The sequence below is a fragment of the Bradyrhizobium sp. 160 genome (assembly GCF_023073735.1).
Lineage (GTDB): Bacteria > Pseudomonadota > Alphaproteobacteria > Rhizobiales > Xanthobacteraceae > Bradyrhizobium.
Window position 1 is genome coordinate 23,051 of sequence record NZ_JADPKD010000015.1, and the last position, 24,541, is coordinate 47,591.

The window sequence follows — 24,541 nt, forward strand, 5'->3', positions numbered from 1 at the left end:
TCTTGAGCACGTTCTCATGAGATCGAACTCGGATGCATGACCTCAGTGCGCGGGCCACGGCATTGTGCTGACCGGTCCAATACTGCGGTCCTCTGTGGCGTCGAAGCGCTTTCCGCTCGGTGATGGAGCGGTTGGCGCAATTTCGCTTTGTGCGGATTGATCTGCGCAAGGCGGCTCCGTCGGGCCGGTAGCTCGAAAGAATTTGCGGTCCCGGCAACGGGCCGCGGCAAGACAGCGGACCCGGAAGGGGCCGCGGCAGAACAAAGGGTAAGGCCAGGATGCCGACGATCAACCAGCTGATCGCTCAACCGCGGGAAGTGCAGAAGTCGCGCAAGAAGGTGCCGGCGCTGCAGCAGTCGCCGCAGAAGCGTGGTGTTTGCACCCGCGTCTACACCACCACTCCGAAGAAGCCGAACTCGGCGCTTCGTAAGGTCGCCAAGGTGCGCCTGACCAACGGCTTCGAGGTGATCGGCTACATCCCCGGCGAAGGTCATAACCTCCAGGAGCACTCGGTGGTCATGATCCGCGGCGGCCGCGTCAAGGACTTGCCCGGCGTGCGCTACCACATCCTCCGCGGCGTTCTGGATACCCAGGGCGTCAAGAACCGTAAGCAGCGTCGTTCGAAGTACGGCGCCAAGCGTCCGAAGTAAGCGGGAACCTCGTCCATGTCTCGTCGCCATTCTGCTGAAAAGCGTGAAGTCCTTCCCGATCCGAAGTTCGGGAACATCATCGTCACGAAGTTCATGAACTCGGTGATGTATGCCGGCAAGAAGTCGGTCGCCGAGGGCATCGTCTACGGTGCGTTCGGTATCATCGAAACCAAGACCAAGCAGAACCCGCTTGGCGTGTTCGAGCAGGCGCTCGAGAACGTCATGCCGACGATCGAAGTGCGTTCCCGCCGCGTCGGCGGCGCGACCTACCAGGTTCCGGTCGAGGTTCGCTCGACCCGCCGGCAGGCTCTGGGCATTCGCTGGCTGATCGCGGCCGCGCGCGAGCGCAACGAGAAGACGATGACCGAGCGGCTCTCGGCGGAGCTTTTGGATGCGTCGAACAACCGGGGGAACGCCGTCAAGAAGCGCGAAGACGTGCACCGCATGGCGGAAGCCAACCGCGCCTTCTCGCACTATCGCTGGTAACGGCGAAACAAACGGACTCGCAAGGAACACCCCATGCCCCGCCAACATGCCATCGAGGACTACCGTAATTTCGGTATCATGGCGCATATCGACGCCGGCAAGACGACGACGACCGAGCGTATCCTCTATTACACCGGCAAGAGCCACAAGATCGGCGAAGTGCACGAAGGTGCCGCGACGATGGACTGGATGGAGCAGGAGCAGGAGCGTGGCATCACGATCACCTCGGCTGCGACTACCGCGTTCTGGAACGGCAAGCGCCTGAACATCATCGACACGCCCGGCCACGTCGACTTCACCATCGAAGTCGAGCGCAGCTTGCGCGTGCTCGACGGCGCCGTCTGCGTGCTCGACTCGAACCAGGGCGTCGAGCCCCAGACCGAGACGGTCTGGCGCCAGGGCGACAAGTACAAGGTTCCGCGCATCGTCTTCGCCAACAAGATGGACAAGATCGGTGCGGACTTCTTCAAGTGCCTGGCTGACATCGTCGATCGCCTCGGCGCCAAGCCCGTCGCGATCCAGCTTCCGATCGGTGCCGAGAACAACTTCAAGGGTCTCGTCGACCTCGTGAAGATGAAGGGCGTCGTCTGGAACGATGAATCGCTCGGCGCGAAATTCGACTATGTCGACATTCCGGAAGAGCTCGTCGACCAGGCCAAGGAATACCGCGAGAAGATGGTGGAAGCCGCCGTCGAGCTCGACGACGACGCCATGGCCGCTTATCTCGACGGCAAGGAGCCGGACGAGGCGACGTTGAAGCGGCTGATCCGCAAGGCGGTGCTGACCGGCGCGTTCTATCCCGTGCTGTGCGGCTCGGCCTTCAAGAACAAGGGCGTGCAGCCGCTGCTCGACGCCGTCGTCGACTATCTGCCGTCGCCGCTCGATGTGCCCGCGATCAAGGGCACCGACGACAAGGGCAACGAAGTCGTGCGCAAGGCGGACGACAAGGAGCCGTTGGCGCTGCTCGCGTTCAAGATCATGGACGACCCGTTCGTCGGCACCATCACCTTCTGCCGCATCTACTCCGGCGTTCTGCAGAGCGGCACCGGCGTCGTGAACTCGACCCGCGAGAAGAAGGAGCGCATCGGGCGCATGCTGTTGATGCATGCGAACAACCGCGAGGACATCAAGGAAGCCTATGCCGGCGACATCGTCGCGCTGGCCGGCCTGAAGGAAGCGCGCACCGGTGACACGTTGTGCGATCCCGACAAGCAGGTGATCCTGGAGAAGATGGAATTCCCCGAGCCGGTTATCGAGATCGCGATCGAGCCGAAGTCCAAGGCTGACCAGGAGAAGCTGGGCGTGGCGCTGGCCAAGCTCGCCGCGGAGGATCCGTCCTTCCGCGTGTCGACCGACCACGAGTCCGGCCAGACCATCCTCAAGGGCATGGGCGAACTTCATCTCGACATCAAGGTCGACATCCTCAAGCGCACCTACAAGGTCGACGCCAACATCGGTGCGCCGCAGGTGGCGTTCCGTGAGCGCATCACCAAGCGGGTGGAGCACAGCTACACCCACAAGAAGCAGACCGGCGGTACCGGCCAGTTCGCGGCCGTGTCGTTCATCGTCGAGCCAAACGAGCCCGGCAAGGGCTTCGAGTTCGAATCGAAGGTCGTCGGCGGCGCGGTGCCGAAGGAATACATCCCCGGCGTCGAGAAGGGCCTGGAGAGCGTGCTGTCATCGGGCGTGGTCGCTGGCTTCCCCGTGGTCGACGTCAAGGTGACGCTCGTCGACGGCAAGTATCACGACGTCGACTCGTCGGCGCTCGCCTTCGAAATCGCCTCGCGCGCCTGCTTCCGCGAAGCGCTCCAGATGGGCAAGTCCGTCCTGCTCGAGCCGATCATGAAGGTCGAAGTGGTGACCCCGGAAGACTACACCGGCTCGGTCATCGGCGACCTGAACTCCCGGCGCGGTCAGATCCAGGGTCAGGACATGCGCGGCAACGCCAACGTCATCAATGCGATGGTGCCGCTCATGAACATGTTCGGTTACGTGAACAATCTGCGCTCGATGAGCCAGGGTCGCGCGACCTTCACCATGCAGTTCGACCACTACGCAGAAGCGCCGGCCAACGTGTCGGCAGAAGTCCAGAAGAAGTTTGCCTGATTGTCGTCGGTCTCAAGCTGACGATTGAACGGAGAGTCAAATGGCCAAAGCAAAGTTTGAACGTAACAAGCCGCACTGCAACATCGGCACCATCGGTCACGTCGACCATGGCAAGACGTCGCTGACCGCGGCGATCACCAAGATCCTCGCCGAGACCGGCGGCGCGACGTTCACCGCGTACGACCAGATCGACAAGGCGCCGGAAGAGAAGGCGCGCGGCATCACCATCTCGACCGCCCACGTCGAGTACGAGACGAAGAACCGCCACTACGCCCACGTCGACTGCCCCGGCCACGCCGACTACGTCAAGAACATGATCACCGGCGCCGCCCAGATGGACGGTGCGATCCTGGTCGTGTCGGCCGCTGACGGCCCGATGCCGCAGACCCGCGAGCACATCCTGCTCGCCCGTCAGGTCGGCGTGCCCGCGCTCGTCGTGTTCCTCAACAAGTGCGACATGGTTGACGATCCGGAGCTGCTCGAGCTCGTCGAACTCGAAGTTCGCGAGCTGCTCTCGAAGTACGAATTCCCCGGCGACAAGATTCCGATCATCAAGGGTTCGGCGCTCGCCGCTCTCGAAGATTCCGACAAGAAGCTCGGCCACGACGCCATCCTCGAGCTGATGCGCAACGTCGACGAGTACATCCCGCAGCCGGAGCGTCCGATCGACCAGCCGTTCCTGATGCCGGTTGAAGACGTGTTCTCGATCTCAGGCCGCGGCACCGTCGTGACCGGCCGTGTCGAGCGCGGCGTCGTCAAGGTTGGCGAGGAAATCGAGATCGTCGGTCTGCGCGCGACCCAGAAGACCACCGTCACCGGCGTCGAAATGTTCCGCAAGCTGCTGGATCAGGGCCAGGCCGGCGACAACATCGGCGCGCTGCTCCGCGGCACCAAGCGCGAGGACGTCGAGCGCGGCCAGGTTCTGGCCAAGCCCGGTTCGGTCAAGCCGCACACCAAGTTCAAGGCCGAGGCCTACATCCTCACCAAGGAAGAGGGCGGTCGCCACACCCCGTTCTTCACCAACTACCGTCCGCAGTTCTACTTCCGCACCACCGACGTGACCGGTGTCGTGCACCTGCCGGAAGGCACCGAGATGGTGATGCCGGGCGACAACATCGCGATGGAAGTGCACCTGATCGTGCCGATCGCGATGGAGGAGAAGCTCCGCTTCGCGATCCGCGAAGGCGGCCGCACCGTCGGTGCCGGCGTCGTCGCCTCGATCATCGAGTAAACAAGCGAATAGGGAATGGTGAGTGGCGAATAGGGAATTCTATTTCGCTGCTCGCTACTCGCCACTCTACTCAAAGAAAGCACGGCAATGAACGGCCAAAACATTCGTATCCGTCTCAAGGCGTTCGACCATCGTATCCTCGATACGTCGACCCGTGAGATCGTGAACACGGCGAAGCGCACCGGCGCGCAGGTCCGCGGACCCATTCCGCTGCCCACCCGCATCGAGAAGTTCACCGTCAACCGTTCGCCCCACGTCGACAAGAAGAGCCGCGAACAGTTCGAGATGCGCACTCACAAGCGCCTGCTCGACATCGTCGATCCGACCCCGCAGACCGTCGATGCTTTGATGAAGCTCGACCTTGCCGCCGGTGTCGACGTCGAGATCAAGCTCTAAGATTTTGGATCCCGTTCGCGTCAAGCGGACAGAAAGAACAGGAAGCAAGCCGATGCGCTCCGGAGTGATCGCACAAAAGGTCGGGATGACGCGGGTCTTCACGGAGGCCGGCGAACATATTCCCGTGACCGTGCTGAAGCTCGGCAATTGCCAGGTCGTAGGCCACCGCACCGAAGAGAAGAATGGTTACGTCGCGCTCCAGCTCGGTTCTGGCAGCCGCAAGACCGTTTACATGCCCAAGGCCGAGCGCGGTCAGTTCGCCGTCGCCAAGGTCGAGCCGAAGCGCCGGGTCGAGGAATTCCGCGTCACCGCGGATGCCATGATCCCGGTCGGCGCCGAGATCCAGGCCGATCACTTCGTCGTCGGCCAGTTCGTCGACGTGACCGGCACCTCCGTCGGTAAGGGGTTTGCCGGCGGTATGAAGCGCTGGAACTTCGGCGGTCTGCGCGCCACGCACGGTGTGTCGATCTCGCACCGCTCGATCGGTTCGACCGGTGGCCGTCAGGACCCCGGCAAGACCTGGAAGAACAAGAAGATGCCCGGCCACATGGGTGTCGATCGCATCACCACGCTCAATCTTCGTGTCGTCCAGACCGATGTCGAGCGCGGCCTGATCCTCGTCGAAGGCGCCGTTCCCGGCTCCAAGGGCGGCTGGATCCGCGTGCGCGACGCCGTCAAGAAGCCGCTGCCGAAGGAAGCTCCGAAGCCCGGCAAGTTCAAGGTTGCTGGCGAAGCGGAAGCCGCCCCGGCTGCGCAGGAGGCGTGAGATGGAATTGAAGGTCACGACCCTCGAAGGTAAGGAAGCCGGCTCGGTCCAGCTTTCCGACGCCATTTTCGGCCTTGAGCCGCGCGAGGACATCATCGCGCGCTGCGTGCAGTGGCAGCTCAACAAGCGCCAGGCCGGCACGCACAAGGCCAAGGGCCGCGCCGAGATCTGGCGCACCGGCAAGAAGATGTACAAGCAGAAGGGCACCGGCGGTGCTCGTCACGGCTCGGCCCGCGTGCCGCAGTTCCGTGGCGGCGGCCGTGCCTTCGGCCCGGTGGTGCGCTCGCACGCCACCGACCTGCCGAAGAAGGTCCGCGCGCTCGCGCTGAAGCATGCGCTCTCGGCCAAGGCCAAGGACGGCGATCTCGTCGTGATCGAGAAGGCCGCGCTGGAAGCCGCCAAGACCAAGGCGCTGCTCGGTCACTTCTCGGGCTTGGGACTCACCAACGCGCTGATCATCGACGGTGCCGAGCTCAACAACGGATTTGCCGCGGCCGCGCGTAACATCCCGAACATGGACGTGCTGCCGATCCAGGGCATCAACGTCTATGACATCCTGCGCCGTCAGAAGCTCGTTCTGACCAAGGCCGCCATCGATGCGCTGGAGGCGCGCTTCAAATGACGAAGAACATCGAGCCTCGCCACTACGACGTGATCCTGTCGCCGGTCGTGACCGAAAAGGCGACGATCGCCTCGGAGCACAACAAGGTGCTGTTCAAGGTGGCCGCGAAGGCGACCAAGCCGCAGATCAAGGAAGCGATCGAGAAGCTGTTCGACGTCAAGGTCAAGAGCGTCAACACGCTGGTCCGCAAGGGCAAGACCAAGGTCTTCCGCGGCAATCTCGGCTCGCAGTCGAACAGTAAGCGCGCGATCGTGACCCTCGAAGAGGGCCACCGGATCGACGTCACCACCGGTCTGTAAGGTCGTACGACGATGGCACTGAAGACATTCAATCCCACGACGCCGGGCCAGCGCCAGCTGGTCATGGTCGATCGTTCGGCCCTCTACAAGGGCAAGCCGGTCAAGGCGCTCACCGAGGGTAAGCACTCCTCGGGCGGCCGCAACAACACCGGCCGTATCACCGTGCGTTTCCGCGGCGGTGGTCATAAGCAGACGCTGCGCACCGTCGACTTCAAGCGCGACAAGGTCGATGCGCCGGCGACGGTTGAGCGGCTCGAATATGATCCGAACCGCACCGCGTTCATCGCGCTGGTCAAGTACCAGGACGGCACCCAGGCCTATATCCTGGCGCCACAGCGTCTGGCCGTCGGTGATTCCGTCGTTGCCGGCAACTACGTCGACGTGAAGCCGGGCAACGTCATGCCGCTCGGCAACATGCCGGTCGGCACGATCATCCACAACATCGAAGTCAAGATCGGCAAGGGCGGTCAGCTCGCCCGTTCCGCGGGCACCTACGCCCAGCTCGTCGGTCGCGACCAGGACTACGTGATCATCCGCCTGAACTCGGGCGAGCAGCGCCTGGTGCACGGCCGTTGCCGTGGCACGATCGGCGCCGTGTCGAACCCGGATCACATGAACACCTCGATCGGCAAGGCCGGCCGCAACCGTTGGCTGGGCCGCAAGCCGCACAACCGCGGCGTTTCGATGAACCCGATCGACCATCCGCACGGCGGTGGTGAAGGTCGTACCTCGGGCGGTCGCCACCCGGTCACTCCGTGGGGCAAGCCGACCAAGGGCAAGAAGACCCGCACCAACAAGTCGACCAACAAATTCATTCTCCTAAGCCGCCACAAGCGGAAGAAGTAAGGAACGCCGGACATGGTTCGTTCAGTCTGGAAAGGCCCGTTCGTCGAGGGTTCTCTGCTCAAGAAGGCAGATGCCGCGCGCGCGTCCGGCCGTCACGACGTCATCAAGATCTGGAGCCGTCGCTCGACGATCCTGCCGCAGTTCGTCGGCCTGACCTTCGGTGTCTACAACGGCCAGAAGCACGTGCCGGTGGCCGTCAACGAGGAAATGGTCGGTCACAAGTTCGGCGAGTTCTCGCCGACCCGGACCTTCCATGGCCACTCCGGCGACAAGAAAGCCAAGAAGGCTTGAGGATTAAACGATGAGCAAACCTAAGCGCGAACGGAGCCTCGCCGACAACGAGGCCAAGGCGGTCGCCCGGATGCTGCGGGTAAGCCCGCAGAAGCTCAACCTGGTCGCCCAGCTCATTCGCGGCCGGAAGGCGTCTGCCGCGCTCGCCGACCTGCAGTTTTCGCGCAAGCGGATCGCGGTCGATGTGAAGAAGTGCCTGGAATCGGCTATCGCCAATGCCGAGAACAATCACGACCTCGACGTCGATGATCTCGTCGTGGCGCAGGCTTTCGTCGGCAACGGCCTCGTGATGAAGCGCTTCGCCGCCCGCGGCCGTGGCCGCTCGGGCCGTGTCTACAAACCATTTTCGCAGCTGACGATCATCGTTCGTCAGGTCGAAGCCGAAGCAGCAGCCGCTTAAAGGCGCAGGAGAACACGATGGGTCAAAAGATCAATCCGATCGGTCTGCGTCTCGGCATCAACCGGACCTGGGATTCTCGCTGGTTCGCCGGCAAGCAGGAATACGGCAAGCTGCTGCACGAGGACGTCAAGATCCGCGAGATCCTGCACAAGGAACTCAAGCAGGCCGCCGTCGCCCGCATCGTGATCGAGCGTCCGCACAAGAAGTGCCGCGTCACCATCCACTCGGCCCGTCCGGGCGTGGTGATCGGCAAGAAGGGCGCCGACATCGACAAGCTGCGCAAGAAGGTCGCGGACATTACCTCGTCCGACGTCGTCATCAACATCGTCGAGATCCGCAAGCCGGAGCTCGACGCGACGCTGGTGGCCGAGTCGATTGCGCAGCAGCTCGAGCGCCGCGTGGCGTTCCGCCGCGCCATGAAGCGCGCTGTGCAGTCGGCGATGCGTCTCGGCGCGGAAGGCATCCGCATCAATTGCTCGGGACGGCTTGGCGGTGCGGAAATCGCGCGCATGGAGTGGTACCGCGAAGGTCGCGTGCCGCTGCACACGCTGCGCGCCGACATCGACTACGGCGTTGCGACCGCGTTCACAACCTTCGGCACGTGCGGCGTCAAGGTCTGGATCTTCAAGGGCGAGATCCTCGAGCACGATCCGATGGCCCAGGACAAGAGAATGGCCGAAGGCGAGACGGGCGGCAGTGGTGATCGTGGTGGCCGTCAGCGCCGCGATTCGGCTGCAGCCTGAGCCAGCACAGGAATTTGAGGGCTTAAAGCCATGATGCAACCTAAGAAAACGAAGTTCCGGAAGGCGCATAAGGGCCGCATCCACGGCGTTGCGTCTTCGGGCGCGACGTTGGCTTTCGGCCAGTACGGCCTGAAGGCGACCGAGCCTGAGCGCGTCACCGCGCGCCAGATCGAAGCCGCCCGCCGCGCGCTGACCCGCCACATGAAGCGCGCCGGCCGCGTCTGGATCCGCGTGTTTCCCGACGTTCCGGTATCGAAGAAACCGGCCGAAGTCCGCATGGGCTCCGGCAAGGGTTCGCCGGAACTGTGGGTCGCGCGCGTCAAGCCGGGCCGGGTGCTGTTCGAGATCGACGGCGTCAACACCCAGACCGCGCGCGAGGCGCTGACCCTGGCGGCCGCCAAGCTGCCGATCAAGACGCGCTTCGTCGAACGAATTGCGGAGTAATGGCCATGGCCCAGATGAAGATCGAAGACATCCGCGCGATGAGCCCCGACCAGCAGGATGATGCCATCCTGAACCTGAAGAAGGAGCGCTTTAACCTGCGCTTCCAGCGCGCCACCGGGCAGCTCGAGAACACCTCGCGCCTGCGCGAGGCTAGGCGCGACATCGCCCGGATCAAGACCGTCGCCGCGCAGACGCGCGCGAAGAAGAAGTAAGAGGCTTACGAAGATGCCGAAACGTACTTTGCAGGGCGTGGTCGTCAGCGACAAGCAAGCCAAGACCATCGTGGTGCGCGTCGACCGCCGCTTCACGCACCCGATCTACAAGAAGACGATCCGCCGTTCGAAGAACTATCACGCGCACGACGAGAGCAACCAGTTCAAGCCGGGCGACGTGGTGTGGATCGAGGAATCGAAGCCGATTTCGAAGTTGAAGCGCTGGGTCGTGATCCGGGGCGAGCACAAGAAAAGCGCCTGATCTTTTGGCTTTAGCCGACTGACTTCAGGGAAATGTTGAGCGCCGGCTGGGCTGGCGCAAAGAGAAGAGGACGAGGTGCATCAATGATTCAGATGCAGACCAACCTCGACGTGGCCGACAATTCTGGCGCACGCCGTGTCATGTGTATCAAGGTGCTCGGAGGATCCAAGCGCCGCTACGCCACGATCGGCGACATCATCGTCGTCTCGATCAAGGAAGCCATCCCGCGTGGCAAGGTGAAGAAGGGCGACGTGATGAAGGCCGTCGTGGTGCGCGTCCGCAAGGACATCCGCCGCGCCGACGGTTCGGTGATTCGCTTCGACCGCAACGCGGCCGTCCTGATCAATAACCAGGCCGAGCCGGTCGGAACCCGCATCTTCGGGCCCGTGCCGCGCGAGCTGCGCGCCAAGAACCACATGAAGATCATTTCGCTCGCGCCGGAGGTGCTGTGATGGCTGCGAAGATCCGCAAGGGCGACAAGGTCGTCGTGCTGACCGGTCGCGACAAGGGCCGGACCGGCGAGGTGTTCGAGGTACGTCCCGACGCCGGCACTGCGCTCGTGCGCGGCATCAACATGGTCAAGCGTCACCAGAAGCAGACGCAGGCCCAGGAGGGCGGCATCATCTCGAAAGAGGCGCCGATCCAACTGTCCAACATCGCGTATGTCGGCAAGGACGGAAAGCCGACCCGCGTCGGATTCAAGATTCTGGCGGACGGCAAGAAGGTCCGCATCGCCAAGAGCTCGGGAGCTGAGATCGATGGCTGAGGCCGCTTACACGCCGCGCCTGCGCGCGGAATATGATGCGAAGATCCGCACGGCGCTGACCGAGAAGTTCGGTTACGAGAACGTCATGCAGGTTCCGCGTCTGGACAAGGTCGTGCTAAATATGGGCGTTGGCGATTCCGTCAACGATCGCAAGAAGGCCGAGACCGCCGCTGCCGAATTGACCCAGATCGCCGGCCAGAAGGCGATCGTGACCTATTCGCGCGTCGCGATCGCGAGCTTCAAGCTGCGTGAGAATCAGCCGATCGGCTGCAAGGTCACACTGCGCAAGGCGCGCATGTACGAGTTCATCGATCGCCTGGTGACGGTCGCGCTGCCGCGCGTCCGCGACTTCCGCGGCCTGAACCCGAAGAGCTTCGACGGCCGCGGCAACTACTCGCTCGGCATCAAGGAGCACATCATTTTCCCCGAGATCGACTTCGACAAGGTCACGGAAGCCCGCGGTATGGACATCACCGTCTGCACCACGGCCAAGACCGACGAAGAGGCGAGGGCCTTGTTGACCGCTTTCAATTTCCCGTTCCGGCAGTGAGACGCTGACCTAAAGCCTCTCAAACGCGGATACCCAGGAGCCAAGCATGGCAAAGAAGAGTTCAGTCGAGAAGAACAACCGGCGCAAGCGGATGGTGAAGAACGCCGCCGCCAAGCGCGAGCGGTTGAAGGCGATCATCGCCGACAAGAAGCTGCCGATGGAAGAGCGCTTCGCTGCGACGTTGAAGCTGGCGGAAATGCCGCGTAACTCGTCGGCGACCCGGATCCGTCTGCGTTGCGAGCTGTCCGGCCGTCCCCGCTCGAACTACCGCAAGAACAAGCTGTCCCGTATCGCACTGCGCGACCTTGGCTCCAAGGGCATGGTCCCGGGCCTCGTGAAGTCGAGCTGGTAAGGAGGGTCGTTTAGATGTCTACGCACGATCCAATCAGCGATCTGATCACCCGCATCCGCAACGCGCAGATGCGCTCCAAGACCAAGGTCTCCACGCCTGGCTCGAAGATGCGCGAGAACGTGCTCGAGGTGCTGAAGTCCGAGGGCTACATCCGCGGTTACGCCACGCTCGAGCATCCCTCGGGCCGCAGCGAGATCGAGATCGAGCTGAAGTATTTCGACGGCGAGCCCGTCATCCGCGAGATCGAACGGGTCTCCAAGCCGGGACGTCGTGTCTACGCCTCGGTGAAGGCTCTGCCGCGGGTCAACAACGGACTCGGCATTTCGGTGTTGTCGACGCCGAAGGGGATTATGGCCGACCACAGCGCGCGCGACGCGAATGTGGGCGGCGAAGTCCTCTTCACGGTGTTCTGAGAAGGATTTTTGATCCATGTCACGTGTTGGCAAAAGGCCTGTAGCGGTTCCGTCGGGCGTTACCGCGACCGTTGATGGGCAGACCGTCAAGATGAAAGGGCCCAAGGGCCAGCTTCAGTTCGTCGTCCATGACGACGTCGAGGTGAAGCTCGAGAGCGGCGAGATCAAGGTCAAGCCGCGGTTCGAGACCAATCGCGCGCGGGCGCTTTACGGCACCGCTCGCGCTCAGGTCGCGAACCTCGTCGAGGGCGTCACCAACGGCTTCGAGAAGAAGCTCGAGATCACCGGCGTCGGCTACCGCGCCGCGATGCAGGGCAAGAACCTGCAGCTCGCGCTCGGTTACAGCCACGACGTGATCTATCCGATCCCGGAAGGGATCACGATTACCGTGCCGAAGCCGACCGAGATCACGGTGACCGGCAGCGACGTCCAGCGCGTTGGTCAGGTCGCAGCCGAGATCCGCGGCTATCGCCCGCCGGAGCCCTACAAGGGCAAAGGCGTGAAGTATGTTGGCGAATTCATCTTCCGCAAGGAAGGCAAGAAGAAGTAACGGAGCCGGTCATGTCGAAAGCCAAGGTTACGAATGCCCGGCGCAAGCGGAGTGTGCGGCTGAAGCTGCGCCGCTCCGGGGGTGGCCGCCCGCGCCTGTCGGTGTTCCGCTCGTCCAAGCACATCTACGCCCAGGTCATCGACGACCTCAAGGGCGAGACGCTGGCGTCTGCCTCTTCGCTCGAGAAGTCGATGCGGGACGGCGGCAAGACCGGCGCCGACATCGATGCGGCGAAGGCGGTCGGCAAGCTGCTGGCGGAGCGCGCTGCCGAGAGGGGCGTCAAAGAAGTCGTGTTCGATCGCGGCAGCTATCTCTATCACGGGCGCGTCAAGGCTCTTGCCGACGCCGCGCGTGAGAGCGGGCTGAGCTTCTAACAGAATTTGAGGATTGAGGCGCAAGCCTCTGAAGGATTGGAAAAACCATGGCAGCTGAACGCGAACAACGTGGTGGACGCGATCAACGCGGCGGCGGACGTGAACGCAGGGAGCGCGAGGAGCGCGACAGCGAGTTCGTCGACAAGCTCGTCCACATCAACCGCGTGGCCAAGGTCGTCAAGGGCGGCAAGCGCTTCGGTTTCGCAGCGCTGGTCGTGATCGGCGATCAGAAGGGCCGCGCCGGCTTCGGTCACGGCAAGGCGCGCGAAGTGCCTGAGGCGATCCGCAAGGCGACCGAATCCGCCAAGCGCAACCTGACTCGCGTGTCGCTGCGCGAGGGCCGCACGCTCCATCACGACATCGCCGGCCGTCATGGCGCGGGCCGTGTCTACCTGCGTGCCGCTCCGGCCGGCACCGGCATCATCGCCGGTGGCCCGATGCGCGCCGTCTTCGAGACGCTCGGCGTCCAGGACGTGGTGGCGAAGTCGATCGGCTCGTCGAACCCGTACAACATGGTTCGTGCGACCTTCGACGCGCTGAAGCATCAGGATTCGCCGCGCTCGGTTGCTGCGCGCCGCAACATCAAGGTGTCCACCCTCCAGTCCCGTCGTATCGGCGGTGACGCCGAGGCGGCTGCCGAGTAACGGAAGCTTTCGGAGTAGACTCCCATGGCCAAGGCCGCAAAGACGATCAAGCTCGAGCAGACCGGCAGCGCGATCCGCCGCCATCACTCGCAGCGCTCGACGCTGATCGGGCTCAAGCTCAACAAGATCGGCCGCACCAGCGAACTGCCGGATACCCCGGCGGTCCGCGGCATGATCGAGAAGGTTCACCATCTCGTCCGCATCGTCGACGAGAAGTAAGAAACGGCGCAGGATCCCGAAAAGCGGGCACCCGGTTTTCGGTGAAGATCGTGCGCAAGACACAAGGAGAAGGGCGATGAAGCTCAGCGATATCGCCGACAACGCCGGCTCGCGCAAGAAGCGTATGCGCGTCGGCCGCGGCATCGGTTCGGGCAAGGGCAAGCAGTCGGGCCGCGGCGGCAAGGGCCAGACCGCGCGTTCGGGCGTGCGCATCAAGGGTTTCGAAGGCGGCCAGATGCCGATGCATCGCCGTCTGCCGAAGCGCGGCTTCAACAACATCTTCCGCGTCGAGTTCGCCGAGATCAATCTCGACCGGCTCCAGGAAGCGGTCGATGCCAAGAAGATCGACGCCGGCAGCGTCGTGAACGTCGAGGCGCTGGTGAAGGGCGGCGTGCTGCGCCGCGCCAAGGGCGGCCTGCGGCTGCTCGGCCGCGGCGAACTCAAGTCCAAGCTCAACATCGAAGCGCACGGCGCCTCAAAGACCGCGATCGCGGCGGTCGAGAAGGCCGGCGGTTCGGTGAAGATCCTCGCCCCTGCCAAGGAAGAAGGCGAGGCGGCGTAACAACTGCGTCATTGGCCCGCGCCTCGCGGGCCTTTACGCATGCGGGACGATGGACTTATCGAAGCCGAGCCCCAGATAATGTCCGGCGTCCGCTAAAGCATGATCGGGACCCGAAAGACCGCGTTAGCGCAAAGTGTGAAGCGGTTTTCCGAGAAGATCATGCTGAAAACGACAACCTAGAGCGCGATGATGAGGCATCCTGATCTCATCGCGCTTTAGAGTAGCCCGGCCGCGGGCATGACGGCGCAACAGGCGGCGGGAGAAAGTCCAAGATGGTCTCTGCAGCGGAACAACTGGCAGCCAACCTCAATTTCGGCGCGTTCGCCAAGGCCGACGAACTGAAGAAGCGCATCTGGTTCACCCTGGGTGCGCTGCTCGTTTATCGGCTCGGCACCTACATCCCGCTGCCCGGCATCGATCCCAACATCTGGGAGCAGGTGTTCCGGTCCCAGGCGGGCGGCATCCTCGGCATGTTCAACATGTTCGCCGGCGGTGGCATCCACCGCATGGCGATCTTCGCGTTGAATATCATGCCGTATATCTCGGCCTCGATCATTATCCAGCTCCTGACCACCGTCTCACCGCAGCTTGAGGCGCTGAAGAAGGAAGGCGAGGCCGGCCGCAAGACGCTCAACCAGTACACCCGCTATCTCACCGTCATCCTGGCCGCATTCCAGTCCTACGGCATCGCGGTGGGCCTCGAGGGCGCCGGCAACGTCGTCAGCGAGCCTGGCCTATTCTTCCGCCTGTCCACGGCGATCACACTGACCGGCGGCACCATGTTCCTGATGTGGCTCGGCGAGCAGATCACCTCGCGCGGCATCGGCAACGGCATCTCGCTGATCATTCTCGCCGGCATCGTGGCCGAGCTGCCCGCGGCGCTCGCCAACATGCTCGAGCTCGGCCGTCAGGGGGCGATGTCGACCGGTCTGATCCTGGTCGTCATCATCATGGCGGTCGCCGTGATCGCCTTCATCGTGTTCATGGAGCGCGCGCAGCGCCGCCTGCTGATCCAGTATCCGAAGCGTCAGGTCGGCAACAAGATGTTCGAGGGCCAGTCCTCGCATCTGCCGCTCAAGCTCAACACTTCGGGCGTGATCCCGCCGATCTTCGCGTCCTCGCTGCTGCTGCTGCCGACCACGGTGGCGAACTTCAACGCCGGCAGCGGACCGGAATGGTTCCAGTGGATCACCACCCAGCTCGGCCACGGCCGTCCGCTGTTCCTGATCATGTATCTGGCGCTGATCGTTTTCTTCGCCTTCTTCTACACCGCGATCGTGTTCAACCCGACCGAGACCGCGGACAATCTGAAGAAGCACGGCGGCTTCATTCCGGGCATCCGTCCCGGCGAGCGCACCGCCGAATATATCGACTACGTGCTGTCACGCATCACCGTGCTCGGCGCGATTTATCTGGCGATCGTCTGCTTGATTCCGGAGATCCTGATCTCCTACGCCTCGGTGCCGTTCTACTTCGGCGGCACCTCGCTGCTGATCGTCGTCAGCGTCACCATGGACACGGTGGCGCAGGTGCAGGGCTATCTGCTGGCGCATCAGTACGAAGGCCTGATCCGCAAGTCGAAGCTGCGCGGCCGCCGCCGCTAAGCGCGGCGTCCCCTGAAGGCGGCGCGATTACGCCGCCGATTCGCTCCGCCACCAACTTGCGGCGCTTGCACGGCAGCAGCCATTCGGTCGCATCGGCAGAGCTGTACTCACAGCAGCACAATCACTGATTTCAAAGCCCTTCTTGGCGTCAGCCCATCCGCTCCCCTATGATATGGGTAGCGGTGCAGCGCCGATTATGGTTTGCACTGTCCTTGATCTTCAAACACAGGTGCGCGACGTATCGCTCACCAATCCGGGGGGGCGTACGCCGATGAGAATTATACTTCTGGGACCGCCGGGGTCGGGCAAGGGGACCCAGGCGCAGCTGCTGGTGCAGCGCTATGGCATCGTCCAGCTCTCGACCGGCGAGATGCTGCGCGCGGCCGTTGCGGCAGGAACGCCGGTCGGGCTGAAGGCCAAGGAGATCATGGCCAGCGGCGGCCTCGTGCCCGACGAGGTCGTGGTCGGAATCATCTCCGACCGCATCGACCAGCCGGATGCCAAGAACGGTTTCATCCTCGACGGTTTCCCACGCACCGTGCCGCAGGCCGAGGCGCTGGACGAACTGCTCAAGCGCAAGCATCTCAAGCTCGATGCCGTGATCGAGCTGCGTGTCAACGAGAGCGCGCTCCTGAACCGCGTCGAGACCCGCGTCGCCCAGATGCGCGAGCGCGGGGAGGAGGTCCGGGTCGACGACACCCCGGAGGTCCTGACCAAGCGCCTCGCCAGCTACCGCAGCCAGACGGAACCGCTGATTCACTACTATTCCGAGCGGCGGAAGCTCTCGACCATCGACGGCATGATGGCCATCGACGAGGTCACCCGTGCCATCCACCGCCAGCTCCTGGCGCTCGGGGCGGTCGAGCCCAAGAGCCACGGCAAGACGCATGCCCGCAGTGCGGCCAAGGCTGCGCCGGCCAAGAAGGCCAAGGCAGCGAAGACAGCGGCCAAAAAGCCGGCAAAAACGGCCAAAAAGACAACCAAATCCGCAAAAAAGACCGCCAAGAAGGCCCTGAAGGGCGCCGGCAAGGCCGCCCGGAAGACAGCAAAGAAGGCGACCAGGAAGACTGCCAAAAAGGCCGTCAAGAAGGGTGCCAAAAAGGCCGCAAAAAAGGTCACGAAAAAGCGAGCCAAACGCTAGCAGCGGTTGACGAGCGCCCCCGGAATCCCCTAATAAGCCCCGCATCCAAGTCGGATAGTTTCAGACGATGCCGGGCCCCAGGAAGACCGGGGGTGGGCGTCGTGTTCGCGTTTGTGAACACCTGCCCGAGAACACAAGCACTTAAAGCCCGATCCTGACGAGGATCGGCGACAGGAGAGAAGGCCGTGGCCCGTATTGCCGGCGTGAACATTCCCACCAACAAGCGCGCGCTGATCGCGCTCCAGTATATCCATGGCATCGGCCCGAAGATCGCCAGTGAGATCCTGGAGAAGGTGAAGATCCCCGCGGATCGTCGCGTCAATCAGCTCAGCGACGCCGAAGTGCTCCAGATCCGCGAAGTGATCGACCGCGACTATCTCGTCGAGGGCGATCTGCGTCGTGAGGTCGGTATCAACATCAAGCGTCTGATGGACCTCGGCTGCTATCGCGGCCTGCGTCATCGTCGCGGTTTGCCGGTGCGCGGTCAGCGCACTCATACCAACGCGCGCACGCGCAAGGGCCCGGCGAAGGCCATCGCCGGCAAGAAGAAGTAAACTGGCGAATTGGAAGTGGCGAGTGGCGAGTAGGGGCGTTTCCCTATTCGCCATTTGCTACTCGCTATTCGCTTCCACAGGTGTAGCCGCTGGCATTACGGCGGCGTTTGAGATCGTCAGGAAAGGGACTCAATGGGCAAGGAAGCCACCCGCGTTCGCCGCCGTGAGCGCAAGAACATCGCCTCCGGCGTCGCGCATGTGAACTCGTCGTTCAACAACACGACTATCACCATCACGGATGCGCAGGGCAACACGATTGCCTGGTCTTCCGCCGGCACGATGGGCTTCAAGGGTTCGCGCAAGTCGACCCCGTATGCCGCGCAGGTTGCCGCCGAGGACGTGTCCAAGAAGGCGCAGGAGCACGGTATGCGCACGCTGGAAGTCGAAGTGGCCGGTCCCGGTTCGGGCCGCGAATCGGCGCTCCGCGCGCTCCAGGCCGCGGGCTTCACCGTCACTTCGATCCGCGACGTGACCACGATCCCGCACAACGGTTGCCGTCCCCGGAAGCGTCGGCGCGTTTAATACGAAGTTGCGAGCGCGTCGGCGCTCGCGATGTTTTTTGCGAAGCCGCGGGAATCATCTGCGGCCTTTCTCCAACGCCAGTATTTGAGTTTCAAATTGACTGGCCTGTATGGGTGAAACAGTGACGATCCAGAAAAATTGGCAAGAACTGATTCGACCGAACAAGCTCCAGGTTACGTCCGGCAGCGATTCGAACCGTTTCGCGACCATCGTCGCCGAGCCGCTCGAGCGCGGCTTCGGCCAGACCCTCGGCAACGCGCTGCGGCGCATCCTGCTCTCCTCGCTCCAGGGCGCGGCGGTGCAGTCGGTGCACATCGACGGCGTGCTGCACGAGTTCTCCTCGATCGCTGGCGTCCGTGAGGACGTCACCGACATCGTGCTCAACATCAAGGACATCTCGATCAAGATGCAGGGCGAGGGCCCCAAGCGCATGGTCGTGAAGAAGCAGGGCCCGGGCGTCGTCACCGCTGGCGACATCCAGACCGTCGGCGACGTCACCGTGCTCAACCCCGACCTCCAGATCTGCACCCTCGACGAGGGTGCGGAGATCCGCATGGAGTTCACGGTCTCGACCGGCAAGGGTTACGTACCCGCCGAGCGCAACCGTCCCGAGGACGCGCCGATCGGCCTGATCCCGGTCGACAGCCTGTACTCGCCGGTCCGCAAGGTCTCCTACAAGGTCGAGAACACCCGCGAGGGTCAGATCCTCGACTACGACAAGCTGACCATGACGATCGAAACCAACGGTGCGATCTCGCCGGATGATTCCGTGGCCTACGCCGCGCGCATCCTCCAGGATCAGCTCAACGTGTTCGTCAATTTCGAAGAGCCGCGGAAGGAAGTCGCCCAGGAGATCATCCCGGACCTCGCCTTCAACCCGGCTTTCCTCAAGAAGGTGGACGAGCTCGAGCTCTCGGTGCGTTCGGCCAATTGCTTGAAGAACGACAACATCGTTTATATCGGCGATCTCGTGCAGAAGAGTGAAGCGGAAATGCTCCGCACCCCGAACTTTGGCCGCAAGTCGCTGAACGAGATCAAGGAAGTGCTGGCCCAGATGGGGCTGCACCTCGGCATGGAAGTGCCGGGCTGGCCGCCGGAAAACATCGACGAGCTCGCCAAGCGCTTCGAGGATCACTACTGATCGACTTCACCGTCGTGGCCGGAGACATCCGGCCACGATTTTCATGGGCGAACGCAGGAAGCCCACCTGAGCAACTTGTCCGACGAACCGTCGCGGCAGTTCATACGTAAGGAATAAACACATGCGTCACGGCAAGGTTCATCGGAAGCTCAACCGCACGGCCGAGCATCGCAAGGCGATGTTCGCTAACATGGCGGCTGCGCTGATCAAGCACGAGCAGATCGTCACCACGCTGCCCAAGGCCAAGGAGCTCCGCCCGATCGTCGAGAAGCTCGTCACCCTCGGCAAGAAGGGTGGCCTGTCGCTACGCCGCCAGGCGATCGCGGAGCTGCGCGACCTCGACATGGTCAAGAAGCTCTTCGATACGCTCGCGGCCCGCTACAAGGACCGCCAGGGCGGCTACACCCGCATCATCAAGGCCGGCTTCCGCTACGGCGACAACGCCCCGATGGCCGTAATCGAGTTCGTCGACCGCGACGTCGATGCCAAGGGCCAGGATTCCGGTCCGGTGCAGGAAAAGGAAGCCGAGGCGGCGTAAGCCTTTCGGCAGTCCGAAATTTGAAAGCGGCGCCCTCGGGCGCCGCTTTTTTTCCGTGCCGTGCTTCGAGCGCCGGAAGGGTGGAGCTTCGCTTTTTTGGAGCAGCGGGAATCCGAAGGAGCTCGATCAAAGCCATCTGAGGATCAGCAGCAAGCCCTACGATAGCCGCGGAACGTGGCTTGTGCATCTGGATGTCTCTTCCGAAGTTTGGAAGACGCCCGACCCGGATCTGCAGAATTCGGCGACCGTGCGTTTCGCACCGAATGCTGCAGAAGGCTTCGCGAGCGCTCTGAATGATGCGCACGCTTGGCTTTGCCCGCCTACGATTCCGTGTTGTGGCCGTTGGTACTCACGCGTCGGTGAGCGGTGATTGCGATGGCACGCGGGGCACATATTTCCACCAACCTCAATGGAGATAACGCATGAACATCGACCTTTCGGGAAAAACCGCGCTGGTGACCGGCTCCACTGCCGGCATCGGCCGCGCCATCGCCAAGGGCCTTGCCGCTTCGGGCGCCAGCGTCGTGATCAACGGCCGCGGCCGGAACAAGGTCGATGCCGCCGTCCGCAAGCTGGAAGAGACCGGCGCCAAGATCCGTGGCATCGCCGCCGACGTCTCAACGGCGGCAGGCTGCGAGGCGCTCGTGGCGGCGCTTCCCGAGATCGACATCCTCATCAACAATGCCGGCATCTTCGAGCCGAAGGAGTTTTTCGAGATTCCCGACGAGGACTGGAGTCGCTTCTTCGAAGTCAACGTGATGAGCGGCGTCCGTCTGTCGCGGGCGTATATGAAAGGCATGTTGAAGCGCAATTGGGGCCGCATCGTCTTCATCTCCTCGGAGTCCGGACTCAACATTCCCGTCGAGATGATTCACTACGGCATGAGTAAGACGGCCCAGCTCTCGGTCGCGCGGGGCCTCGCGCAGCTCACTTGCGGCACCGGCGTCACAGTTAATTCCGTGCTGCCCGGCCCGACCATGTCCGAGGGCGTCGAGACCTTCGTCAAGGATCTCGCTAGGCAGAACGGACAGTCGGTGGAAGAGGCCGCCGCCAATTTTGTCAGGCAGCATCGCCCGAGTTCGCTGCTGCAACGCTTCGCCAGCGTCGACGAGATCGCCAACATGGTGGTCTATGTCGCGTCCAAGGAAGCATCCGCGACCAACGGTGCGGCGTTGCGGGCGGAAGGCGGCATCGTCAACACCATTGCGTGAGGTCGGCATGACAGCCTATGTGATTTCCGAAGTCGAGATGCGCGATCCCGATGAATTTGAAGCCTATCGTACGCTGGCCGAGAAGACGATCGCGCAATACGGCGGGCGTTATCTCGTCCGCGGCGGCAAGGCTGAACTGGCCGAAGGTAATCTTCCACCGAAGGCTATCGTCATCGTCGAATTCCCGTCGATGGCGAGGCTGAAGGAATGGTACGCTTCAACGGAATATGCCGAAGCGCTAAGAGTGCGGCAGACGGCGCTGGAGCGGCGGCTGATGTTCGTCGAAGGCGTGGCGGAAACGTAGGGTGGGTTACGCCTTCGGCTAACCCACCCTACGCACCGACGCCGGAGCCGCTACCACCCCTCCAGCACGATCTTGCCGCGCGACTTGCCGCTTTCGAGCAGCGCGTGCGCGCGCTTGAGGTTGGCCGCATTGATGGTGCCGAAGGTCTGGTCGAGCGTGGTGCGCAACACGCCCTTATCGATGAGGTCGGCGACGTCATCGAGCAGATGATGCTGCGCGATCATGTCGGGGGTCTGGAACGAGGAACGCGTGAACATCGACTCCCAGTGCACCGAGATCGCCTTGCCCTTGAATGTGCTCATGGCGAATTCCGGCGGATCGTCGATCAGGCCGAACTTGCCCTGCGGTGCCATGAACTCAGCGATCGCCTTGTAGTGCTGGTCGGTGAAGGTGAGGCTTGCGACCAACGCGACCGGCGGCAGCCTCAAGCTCTCGATCTGCTCCTTCATCGGCTTGCCGTGGTCGATCACCGCATGGGCGCCGAGATCGAGGCACCATTTTTGCGACTCCGGCCGCGTCGCGGTCGCGAGCACTGTGAGGCCAGTGAGGCGGCGGGCGAGCTGGATCAGGATCGAGCCGACGCCACCGGCGCCGCCGGTGATCAGCAGTGTGCGCGGATCGACGCTCTTGCCGGGTATTGCGCCGAGACGGTCGAACAGAAGCTCCCATGCGGTGATGGAGGTGAGGGGGAGGGCGGCCGCTTGCGCGAACGACAGGCTCTTCGGCTTGTTGCCGACGATGCGCTCGTCAACCAGGTGGTATTCCGAGTTGGTACCCTGACGCAGAATAGAACCAGCGTAAAACACTTCATCACCTGGCTTGAACAGCGTGACGTCGGGACCGATGGCATCGACCACGCCCGCCGCGTCATAGCCGAGGATCTTGATCTCGCCCTCGGGCGGGGCGGCGCGCTTGCGCACCTTGTAGTCGACCGGGTTGGCCGAGATCGCCTTCACGGCGACGCGGATGTCGCGCCCTCCAGGCTCGGGTTTTGCGGTCTCGAAATCAATGAGTGAATCCGCGTCCTCGATCGGAAGCGATTTCCTGTAGCCGACGGCCTTCATGGCTTGTCTCCATCAGATGGCTTCTGTTCGCTCGCCGCCCTAACTGTCGCTCTGGCCCCGATTTGGCAAGTACTGTAAATTTGGGGATATAGTCCCTGTTTGGATACTATCGGAAAAACACGCATGAAACGGCGCAATTTTGCCCGGCGCCCCGGCTGCTCGGTCGAGGCGACGCTGGATCTGATCGACGGCAAGTGGAAGGGTGTCATCCTCTACCACCTCCAGAGCGGCACCCAGCGCTTCGGCGAATTGCGTCGCCGGATGCCCGGCATCACCCAGCGCATGCTGACCAAGCAGCTTCGCGCGCTTGAGGAGGACAAGCTCGTGATTCGGAAGGTCTATGCGGAGGTGCCGCCGCGCGTGGAGTATTGCCTCTCCGAACTCGGCGAGAGCCTCTAGCCAGTCATCGACATCCTGAAGGCCTGGGGCGAGAGCCACCAGCAGCGGCTGTCCTGTGCGCCGCCGCCGGTCGTGGTGAAGAAGCCGAAGCGCGCGGCGTAAACATCCGGGAGCGGATCGATCTGCTCCCGGATGAGATTGCCTCAGAACGCGAACTGCGTGCGCATCGCGACGGCGTCGAACTTCGAGCCGACATCGGCGGTCGAGATCGGCGAGGCCTGCCGTGACACAGTTCCGTGCAGGTAGTCGAGCATGAAGCGGACGTTGCCGTTGACGTACCAGTTGAGCGCGAGCGTGTAGACCGTCTGCCGTCCGCCGGCGACGCCGTTGGCGGTTGCCAGCTGGTCGTTGAGATCGATGGTGGAGAAACGTCCCGCGATCTCCCAGGCGCCCCAGCCGCCACCGTCGAGCGAGAACGGGTGCGCCGGCTTGACGCCGCTATAGGCCGCGTTGGCCGCATTGTAGGTCCGGCCTTCGCCCGTCAGCACGTATCCGGCCTGGGCATAGCCGCCCTGGAATTTCAGGCTCGGTGCGCCGACCAGCGGCACGCCGGTGTTGGCTGTGCGATCGACATTGTACCAGAAGTACTCACCCTGAACGATGAACGGGCCGTAGGTCGCCGCTGCCTCGACGCTGTAGACCTGCGCGCCTGAGGCATTGGCGATAGCGCCGGTGGAGATCAGCGTGGTCGGGTCGAGACGCAATTCCGGACGGTCGCTGAGCGTGACCGTCTGCGTGTTGGCGATCAGGTTGCGCGGCGGCTGGATCAGCCATTGCGCGTCGGCGCCGATATGTACCGAATAATCCTTGCCGCTGATCGGATTGCCGGCCACGCGCGCCACCGCGCCATATTGCTCGCTGGTACCGGGTGGTGCCGCGCTCGACGCGGAGTGGATCGCACCGGTCGACGGTCCCGTGACATAGCCGCCGATCCAGAGCTGGTCGTTGAACCAGCGCGCACCGGCTGCGGAGCGGAAGTCGCCGGCCGCGATGTTGGTTGCGATCACGCCGGGCGAGGCGCGCTCCATGAACATGATGTCGTTGGAACTCGTCGCCTCGTCCATGGTGTAGGGCAGGTCCATGATGCCGGCCTCGATCGCCATCCGTCCGCCGAACGGCTTCAAGCCGGTGTAGCTGAGATAGGCGTTCTCGACCCCGGAGACGCCACCGCCCGGAAGGGATCCCGGCGCCGCGCCGCCAAATCCATCGGACGAGCCGCCGAAGTCGTAGACCAGCGCGAAGTTCCAGTCGTTGAAGAACTTGCCGGTGAGGCCGATGCGCGCGCGGCGAACGTTCTGGCCGCTGTCGAGCTTCTGCGGCACAGTCGCCGCGGTGTTCGGACGATAGTCATAGCCACCGACATCCCAGTGCAGGCGGCTGGTGATGGCAACGCAATTGGCCTGATCCGCGGTGCAGACAGTCGGCCGGTTGTTCGGCATCGTCACGACGACACCGGAGGCCGGCGCCGGTCCTTTGACGGGGATTGCCGCATTGGCGTTGGCAACGACGGCCTTTGCCTCCGAGCGCGCCTCGGCCTTAGCTTCAGCCTTCGCTTCGGCTCTGGCCTTCGCCGTAGCCGCTGTGTTCGCCGCGGTCTGGCTCTGGAGCTTGTCGAGCTTCTGCTCCAGCATCTTCAGCTGCTGCTTCAACAGCGCGATCTCCTCGCTGCTGCTTACCGTTTGGGCTTGGGCTTGGGCCTGCGAGGCCGCCAGCGCGCCGGCGAGACCAATCGCCGTGGCCGCAATCCTTGTTCTGCTCATGTCATGACTCCATCGTTTGACGAACTTCCCCAAGTCGCTGGCGGAGCCTAGGTGTGATCGATGACTGCCCCGCGACGCTGCGCCCGGTTGCGCGGTTCCCACTGATGCCAATTCGCCGC

At 63.2% G+C, this 24,541-nt stretch carries 35 protein-coding genes and 1 pseudogene; 34 read left to right on the top strand and 2 right to left on the bottom strand.

Annotated elements, in window-relative coordinates; translation table 11 throughout:
* Positions 1 to 278 precede the first annotated feature (278 nt).
* The 33 genes from rpsL (at position 279) to IVA98_RS08480 (ending at position 21,199) form a co-directional block, all read left to right on the top strand.
* Complete coding sequence (rpsL, locus tag IVA98_RS08320; RefSeq protein WP_007603006.1) at positions 279 to 650, top strand: 30S ribosomal protein S12; 372 nt, start codon at positions 279 to 281, stop codon at positions 648 to 650.
* A 15-nt stretch (positions 651 to 665) separates the two neighbouring features.
* Entirely contained in the window at positions 666 to 1,136 is a 471-nt protein-coding gene (gene rpsG / locus IVA98_RS08325) for a 30S ribosomal protein S7 (protein ID WP_035709569.1), read from the top strand.
* Positions 1,137 to 1,169: 33 nt separating this feature from the next.
* On the top strand, positions 1,170 to 3,242 hold the full coding sequence (gene fusA / locus IVA98_RS08330; RefSeq protein WP_247337592.1) for an elongation factor G: 2,073 nt from the start codon (positions 1,170 to 1,172) through the stop codon (positions 3,240 to 3,242).
* A 40-nt stretch (positions 3,243 to 3,282) separates the two neighbouring features.
* A complete protein-coding gene (tuf, locus tag IVA98_RS08335; RefSeq protein ID WP_211406468.1) occupies positions 3,283 to 4,473 on the top strand; it encodes an elongation factor Tu in 1,191 nt (396 codons plus the stop codon).
* Positions 4,474 to 4,560: 87 nt separating this feature from the next.
* Complete coding sequence (rpsJ, locus tag IVA98_RS08340) at positions 4,561 to 4,869, top strand: 30S ribosomal protein S10 (RefSeq protein WP_002712302.1); 309 nt, start codon at positions 4,561 to 4,563, stop codon at positions 4,867 to 4,869.
* Between the two features lie 52 nt (positions 4,870 to 4,921).
* A complete protein-coding gene (rplC, locus tag IVA98_RS08345) occupies positions 4,922 to 5,635 on the top strand; it encodes a 50S ribosomal protein L3 (protein ID WP_247306305.1) in 714 nt (237 codons plus the stop codon).
* 1 nt (position 5,636) lies between these two features.
* Positions 5,637 to 6,257, top strand: coding sequence for a 50S ribosomal protein L4 (gene rplD / locus IVA98_RS08350; protein ID WP_018647243.1), 621 nt, complete (start codon positions 5,637 to 5,639; stop codon positions 6,255 to 6,257).
* On the top strand, positions 6,254 to 6,556 hold the full coding sequence (locus tag IVA98_RS08355) for a 50S ribosomal protein L23 (RefSeq protein WP_008136362.1): 303 nt from the start codon (positions 6,254 to 6,256) through the stop codon (positions 6,554 to 6,556). Before rplD ends, IVA98_RS08355 begins: the two co-directional genes overlap by 4 nt.
* 12 nt (positions 6,557 to 6,568) lie before the next feature.
* Positions 6,569 to 7,402: a 50S ribosomal protein L2 gene (rplB, locus tag IVA98_RS08360; protein WP_247337593.1), complete on the top strand. Its 834-nt coding sequence runs from the start codon at positions 6,569 to 6,571 to the stop codon at positions 7,400 to 7,402.
* A 12-nt stretch (positions 7,403 to 7,414) separates the two neighbouring features.
* Positions 7,415 to 7,693, top strand: coding sequence for a 30S ribosomal protein S19 (gene rpsS / locus IVA98_RS08365; protein WP_008136357.1), 279 nt, complete (start codon positions 7,415 to 7,417; stop codon positions 7,691 to 7,693).
* Positions 7,694 to 7,703: 10 nt separating this feature from the next.
* Positions 7,704 to 8,093, top strand: coding sequence for a 50S ribosomal protein L22 (rplV, locus tag IVA98_RS08370; RefSeq protein WP_035729589.1), 390 nt, complete (start codon positions 7,704 to 7,706; stop codon positions 8,091 to 8,093).
* Between the two features lie 17 nt (positions 8,094 to 8,110).
* On the top strand, positions 8,111 to 8,836 hold the full coding sequence (rpsC, locus tag IVA98_RS08375) for a 30S ribosomal protein S3 (RefSeq protein WP_247279364.1): 726 nt from the start codon (positions 8,111 to 8,113) through the stop codon (positions 8,834 to 8,836).
* Positions 8,837 to 8,866: 30 nt separating this feature from the next.
* On the top strand, positions 8,867 to 9,280 hold the full coding sequence (rplP, locus tag IVA98_RS08380; RefSeq protein WP_018647247.1) for a 50S ribosomal protein L16: 414 nt from the start codon (positions 8,867 to 8,869) through the stop codon (positions 9,278 to 9,280).
* 5 nt (positions 9,281 to 9,285) lie between these two features.
* Positions 9,286 to 9,492, top strand: coding sequence for a 50S ribosomal protein L29 (gene rpmC, locus IVA98_RS08385; protein ID WP_011088144.1), 207 nt, complete (start codon positions 9,286 to 9,288; stop codon positions 9,490 to 9,492).
* 13 nt (positions 9,493 to 9,505) lie between these two features.
* Positions 9,506 to 9,754, top strand: a complete 249-nt coding sequence (rpsQ, locus tag IVA98_RS08390) for a 30S ribosomal protein S17 (RefSeq protein WP_008549247.1) — start codon at positions 9,506 to 9,508, stop codon at positions 9,752 to 9,754.
* Positions 9,755 to 9,837: 83 nt separating this feature from the next.
* Positions 9,838 to 10,206, top strand: coding sequence for a 50S ribosomal protein L14 (rplN, locus tag IVA98_RS08395; protein ID WP_008549246.1), 369 nt, complete (start codon positions 9,838 to 9,840; stop codon positions 10,204 to 10,206).
* Positions 10,206 to 10,520, top strand: a complete 315-nt coding sequence (gene rplX / locus IVA98_RS08400; RefSeq protein ID WP_011088142.1) for a 50S ribosomal protein L24 — start codon at positions 10,206 to 10,208, stop codon at positions 10,518 to 10,520. Before rplN ends, rplX begins: the two co-directional genes overlap by 1 nt.
* Positions 10,513 to 11,070 carry a 50S ribosomal protein L5 gene (rplE, locus tag IVA98_RS08405; RefSeq protein WP_247354633.1) on the top strand — a complete coding sequence of 186 codons (558 nt, stop codon included), beginning with the start codon at positions 10,513 to 10,515 and terminating at the stop codon, positions 11,068 to 11,070. The genes rplX and rplE overlap by 8 nt, the downstream gene beginning before the upstream one ends.
* Positions 11,071 to 11,116: 46 nt before the next feature.
* A complete protein-coding gene (gene rpsN, locus IVA98_RS08410; RefSeq protein WP_018647251.1) occupies positions 11,117 to 11,422 on the top strand; it encodes a 30S ribosomal protein S14 in 306 nt (101 codons plus the stop codon).
* A gap of 14 nt (positions 11,423 to 11,436) precedes the next feature.
* Positions 11,437 to 11,835, top strand: a complete 399-nt coding sequence (rpsH, locus tag IVA98_RS08415; protein WP_008549240.1) for a 30S ribosomal protein S8 — start codon at positions 11,437 to 11,439, stop codon at positions 11,833 to 11,835.
* Positions 11,836 to 11,851: 16 nt separating this feature from the next.
* A complete protein-coding gene (rplF, locus tag IVA98_RS08420; RefSeq protein WP_247354634.1) occupies positions 11,852 to 12,385 on the top strand; it encodes a 50S ribosomal protein L6 in 534 nt (177 codons plus the stop codon).
* Between the two features lie 11 nt (positions 12,386 to 12,396).
* Positions 12,397 to 12,759: a 50S ribosomal protein L18 gene (gene rplR, locus IVA98_RS08425; protein WP_247337597.1), complete on the top strand. Its 363-nt coding sequence runs from the start codon at positions 12,397 to 12,399 to the stop codon at positions 12,757 to 12,759.
* 47 nt (positions 12,760 to 12,806) lie between these two features.
* Positions 12,807 to 13,403, top strand: coding sequence for a 30S ribosomal protein S5 (gene rpsE / locus IVA98_RS08430; protein WP_247306313.1), 597 nt, complete (start codon positions 12,807 to 12,809; stop codon positions 13,401 to 13,403).
* 24 nt (positions 13,404 to 13,427) lie between these two features.
* Positions 13,428 to 13,622 carry a 50S ribosomal protein L30 gene (rpmD, locus tag IVA98_RS08435; protein WP_011088137.1) on the top strand — a complete coding sequence of 65 codons (195 nt, stop codon included), beginning with the start codon at positions 13,428 to 13,430 and terminating at the stop codon, positions 13,620 to 13,622.
* A 76-nt stretch (positions 13,623 to 13,698) separates the two neighbouring features.
* The gene (gene rplO / locus IVA98_RS08440) at positions 13,699 to 14,184 is read left to right on the top strand and encodes a 50S ribosomal protein L15 (protein ID WP_247279368.1); all 486 of its coding nucleotides are present in this window, start codon (positions 13,699 to 13,701) and stop codon (positions 14,182 to 14,184) included.
* Positions 14,185 to 14,456: 272 nt separating this feature from the next.
* On the top strand, positions 14,457 to 15,788 hold the full coding sequence (gene secY, locus IVA98_RS08445; protein WP_247279369.1) for a preprotein translocase subunit SecY: 1,332 nt from the start codon (positions 14,457 to 14,459) through the stop codon (positions 15,786 to 15,788).
* Positions 15,789 to 16,059: 271 nt separating this feature from the next.
* A complete protein-coding gene (locus tag IVA98_RS08450; RefSeq protein ID WP_247337600.1) occupies positions 16,060 to 16,929 on the top strand; it encodes an adenylate kinase in 870 nt (289 codons plus the stop codon).
* A 185-nt stretch (positions 16,930 to 17,114) separates the two neighbouring features.
* Complete coding sequence (gene rpsM / locus IVA98_RS08455; protein WP_247279371.1) at positions 17,115 to 17,483, top strand: 30S ribosomal protein S13; 369 nt, start codon at positions 17,115 to 17,117, stop codon at positions 17,481 to 17,483.
* Positions 17,484 to 17,615: 132 nt separating this feature from the next.
* Positions 17,616 to 18,005 (top strand): 30S ribosomal protein S11, encoded by a 390-nt coding sequence (gene rpsK, locus IVA98_RS08460; protein WP_007603045.1) that lies wholly within the window; start codon positions 17,616 to 17,618, stop codon positions 18,003 to 18,005.
* A 109-nt stretch (positions 18,006 to 18,114) separates the two neighbouring features.
* Positions 18,115 to 19,146, top strand: coding sequence for a DNA-directed RNA polymerase subunit alpha (locus tag IVA98_RS08465; protein WP_247306321.1), 1,032 nt, complete (start codon positions 18,115 to 18,117; stop codon positions 19,144 to 19,146).
* Between the two features lie 121 nt (positions 19,147 to 19,267).
* Positions 19,268 to 19,684 carry a 50S ribosomal protein L17 gene (rplQ, locus tag IVA98_RS08470; RefSeq protein WP_247337602.1) on the top strand — a complete coding sequence of 139 codons (417 nt, stop codon included), beginning with the start codon at positions 19,268 to 19,270 and terminating at the stop codon, positions 19,682 to 19,684.
* A 422-nt stretch (positions 19,685 to 20,106) separates the two neighbouring features.
* Positions 20,107 to 20,895, top strand: coding sequence for an SDR family NAD(P)-dependent oxidoreductase (locus IVA98_RS08475; RefSeq protein WP_247337603.1), 789 nt, complete (start codon positions 20,107 to 20,109; stop codon positions 20,893 to 20,895).
* A 7-nt stretch (positions 20,896 to 20,902) separates the two neighbouring features.
* Positions 20,903 to 21,199, top strand: a complete 297-nt coding sequence (locus IVA98_RS08480; RefSeq protein WP_247337617.1) for a DUF1330 domain-containing protein — start codon at positions 20,903 to 20,905, stop codon at positions 21,197 to 21,199.
* A gap of 50 nt (positions 21,200 to 21,249) precedes the next feature.
* On the opposite strand, the gene IVA98_RS08485 is transcribed toward IVA98_RS08480, so the two are convergent.
* Positions 21,250 to 22,263 carry a zinc-binding alcohol dehydrogenase family protein gene (locus IVA98_RS08485; RefSeq protein WP_247337604.1) on the bottom strand — a complete coding sequence of 338 codons (1,014 nt, stop codon included), beginning with the start codon at positions 22,261 to 22,263 and terminating at the stop codon, positions 21,250 to 21,252.
* A gap of 123 nt (positions 22,264 to 22,386) precedes the next feature.
* Here IVA98_RS08485 and IVA98_RS08490 point away from each other — a divergent pair.
* Positions 22,387 to 22,764: pseudogene (locus tag IVA98_RS08490) on the top strand (winged helix-turn-helix transcriptional regulator).
* 41 nt (positions 22,765 to 22,805) lie between these two features.
* On the opposite strand, the gene IVA98_RS08495 reads toward IVA98_RS08490, so the two are convergent.
* Positions 22,806 to 24,422 (bottom strand): OprO/OprP family phosphate-selective porin, encoded by a 1,617-nt coding sequence (locus tag IVA98_RS08495; protein WP_247306335.1) that lies wholly within the window; start codon positions 24,420 to 24,422, stop codon positions 22,806 to 22,808.
* Positions 24,423 to 24,541 lie beyond the last annotated feature (119 nt).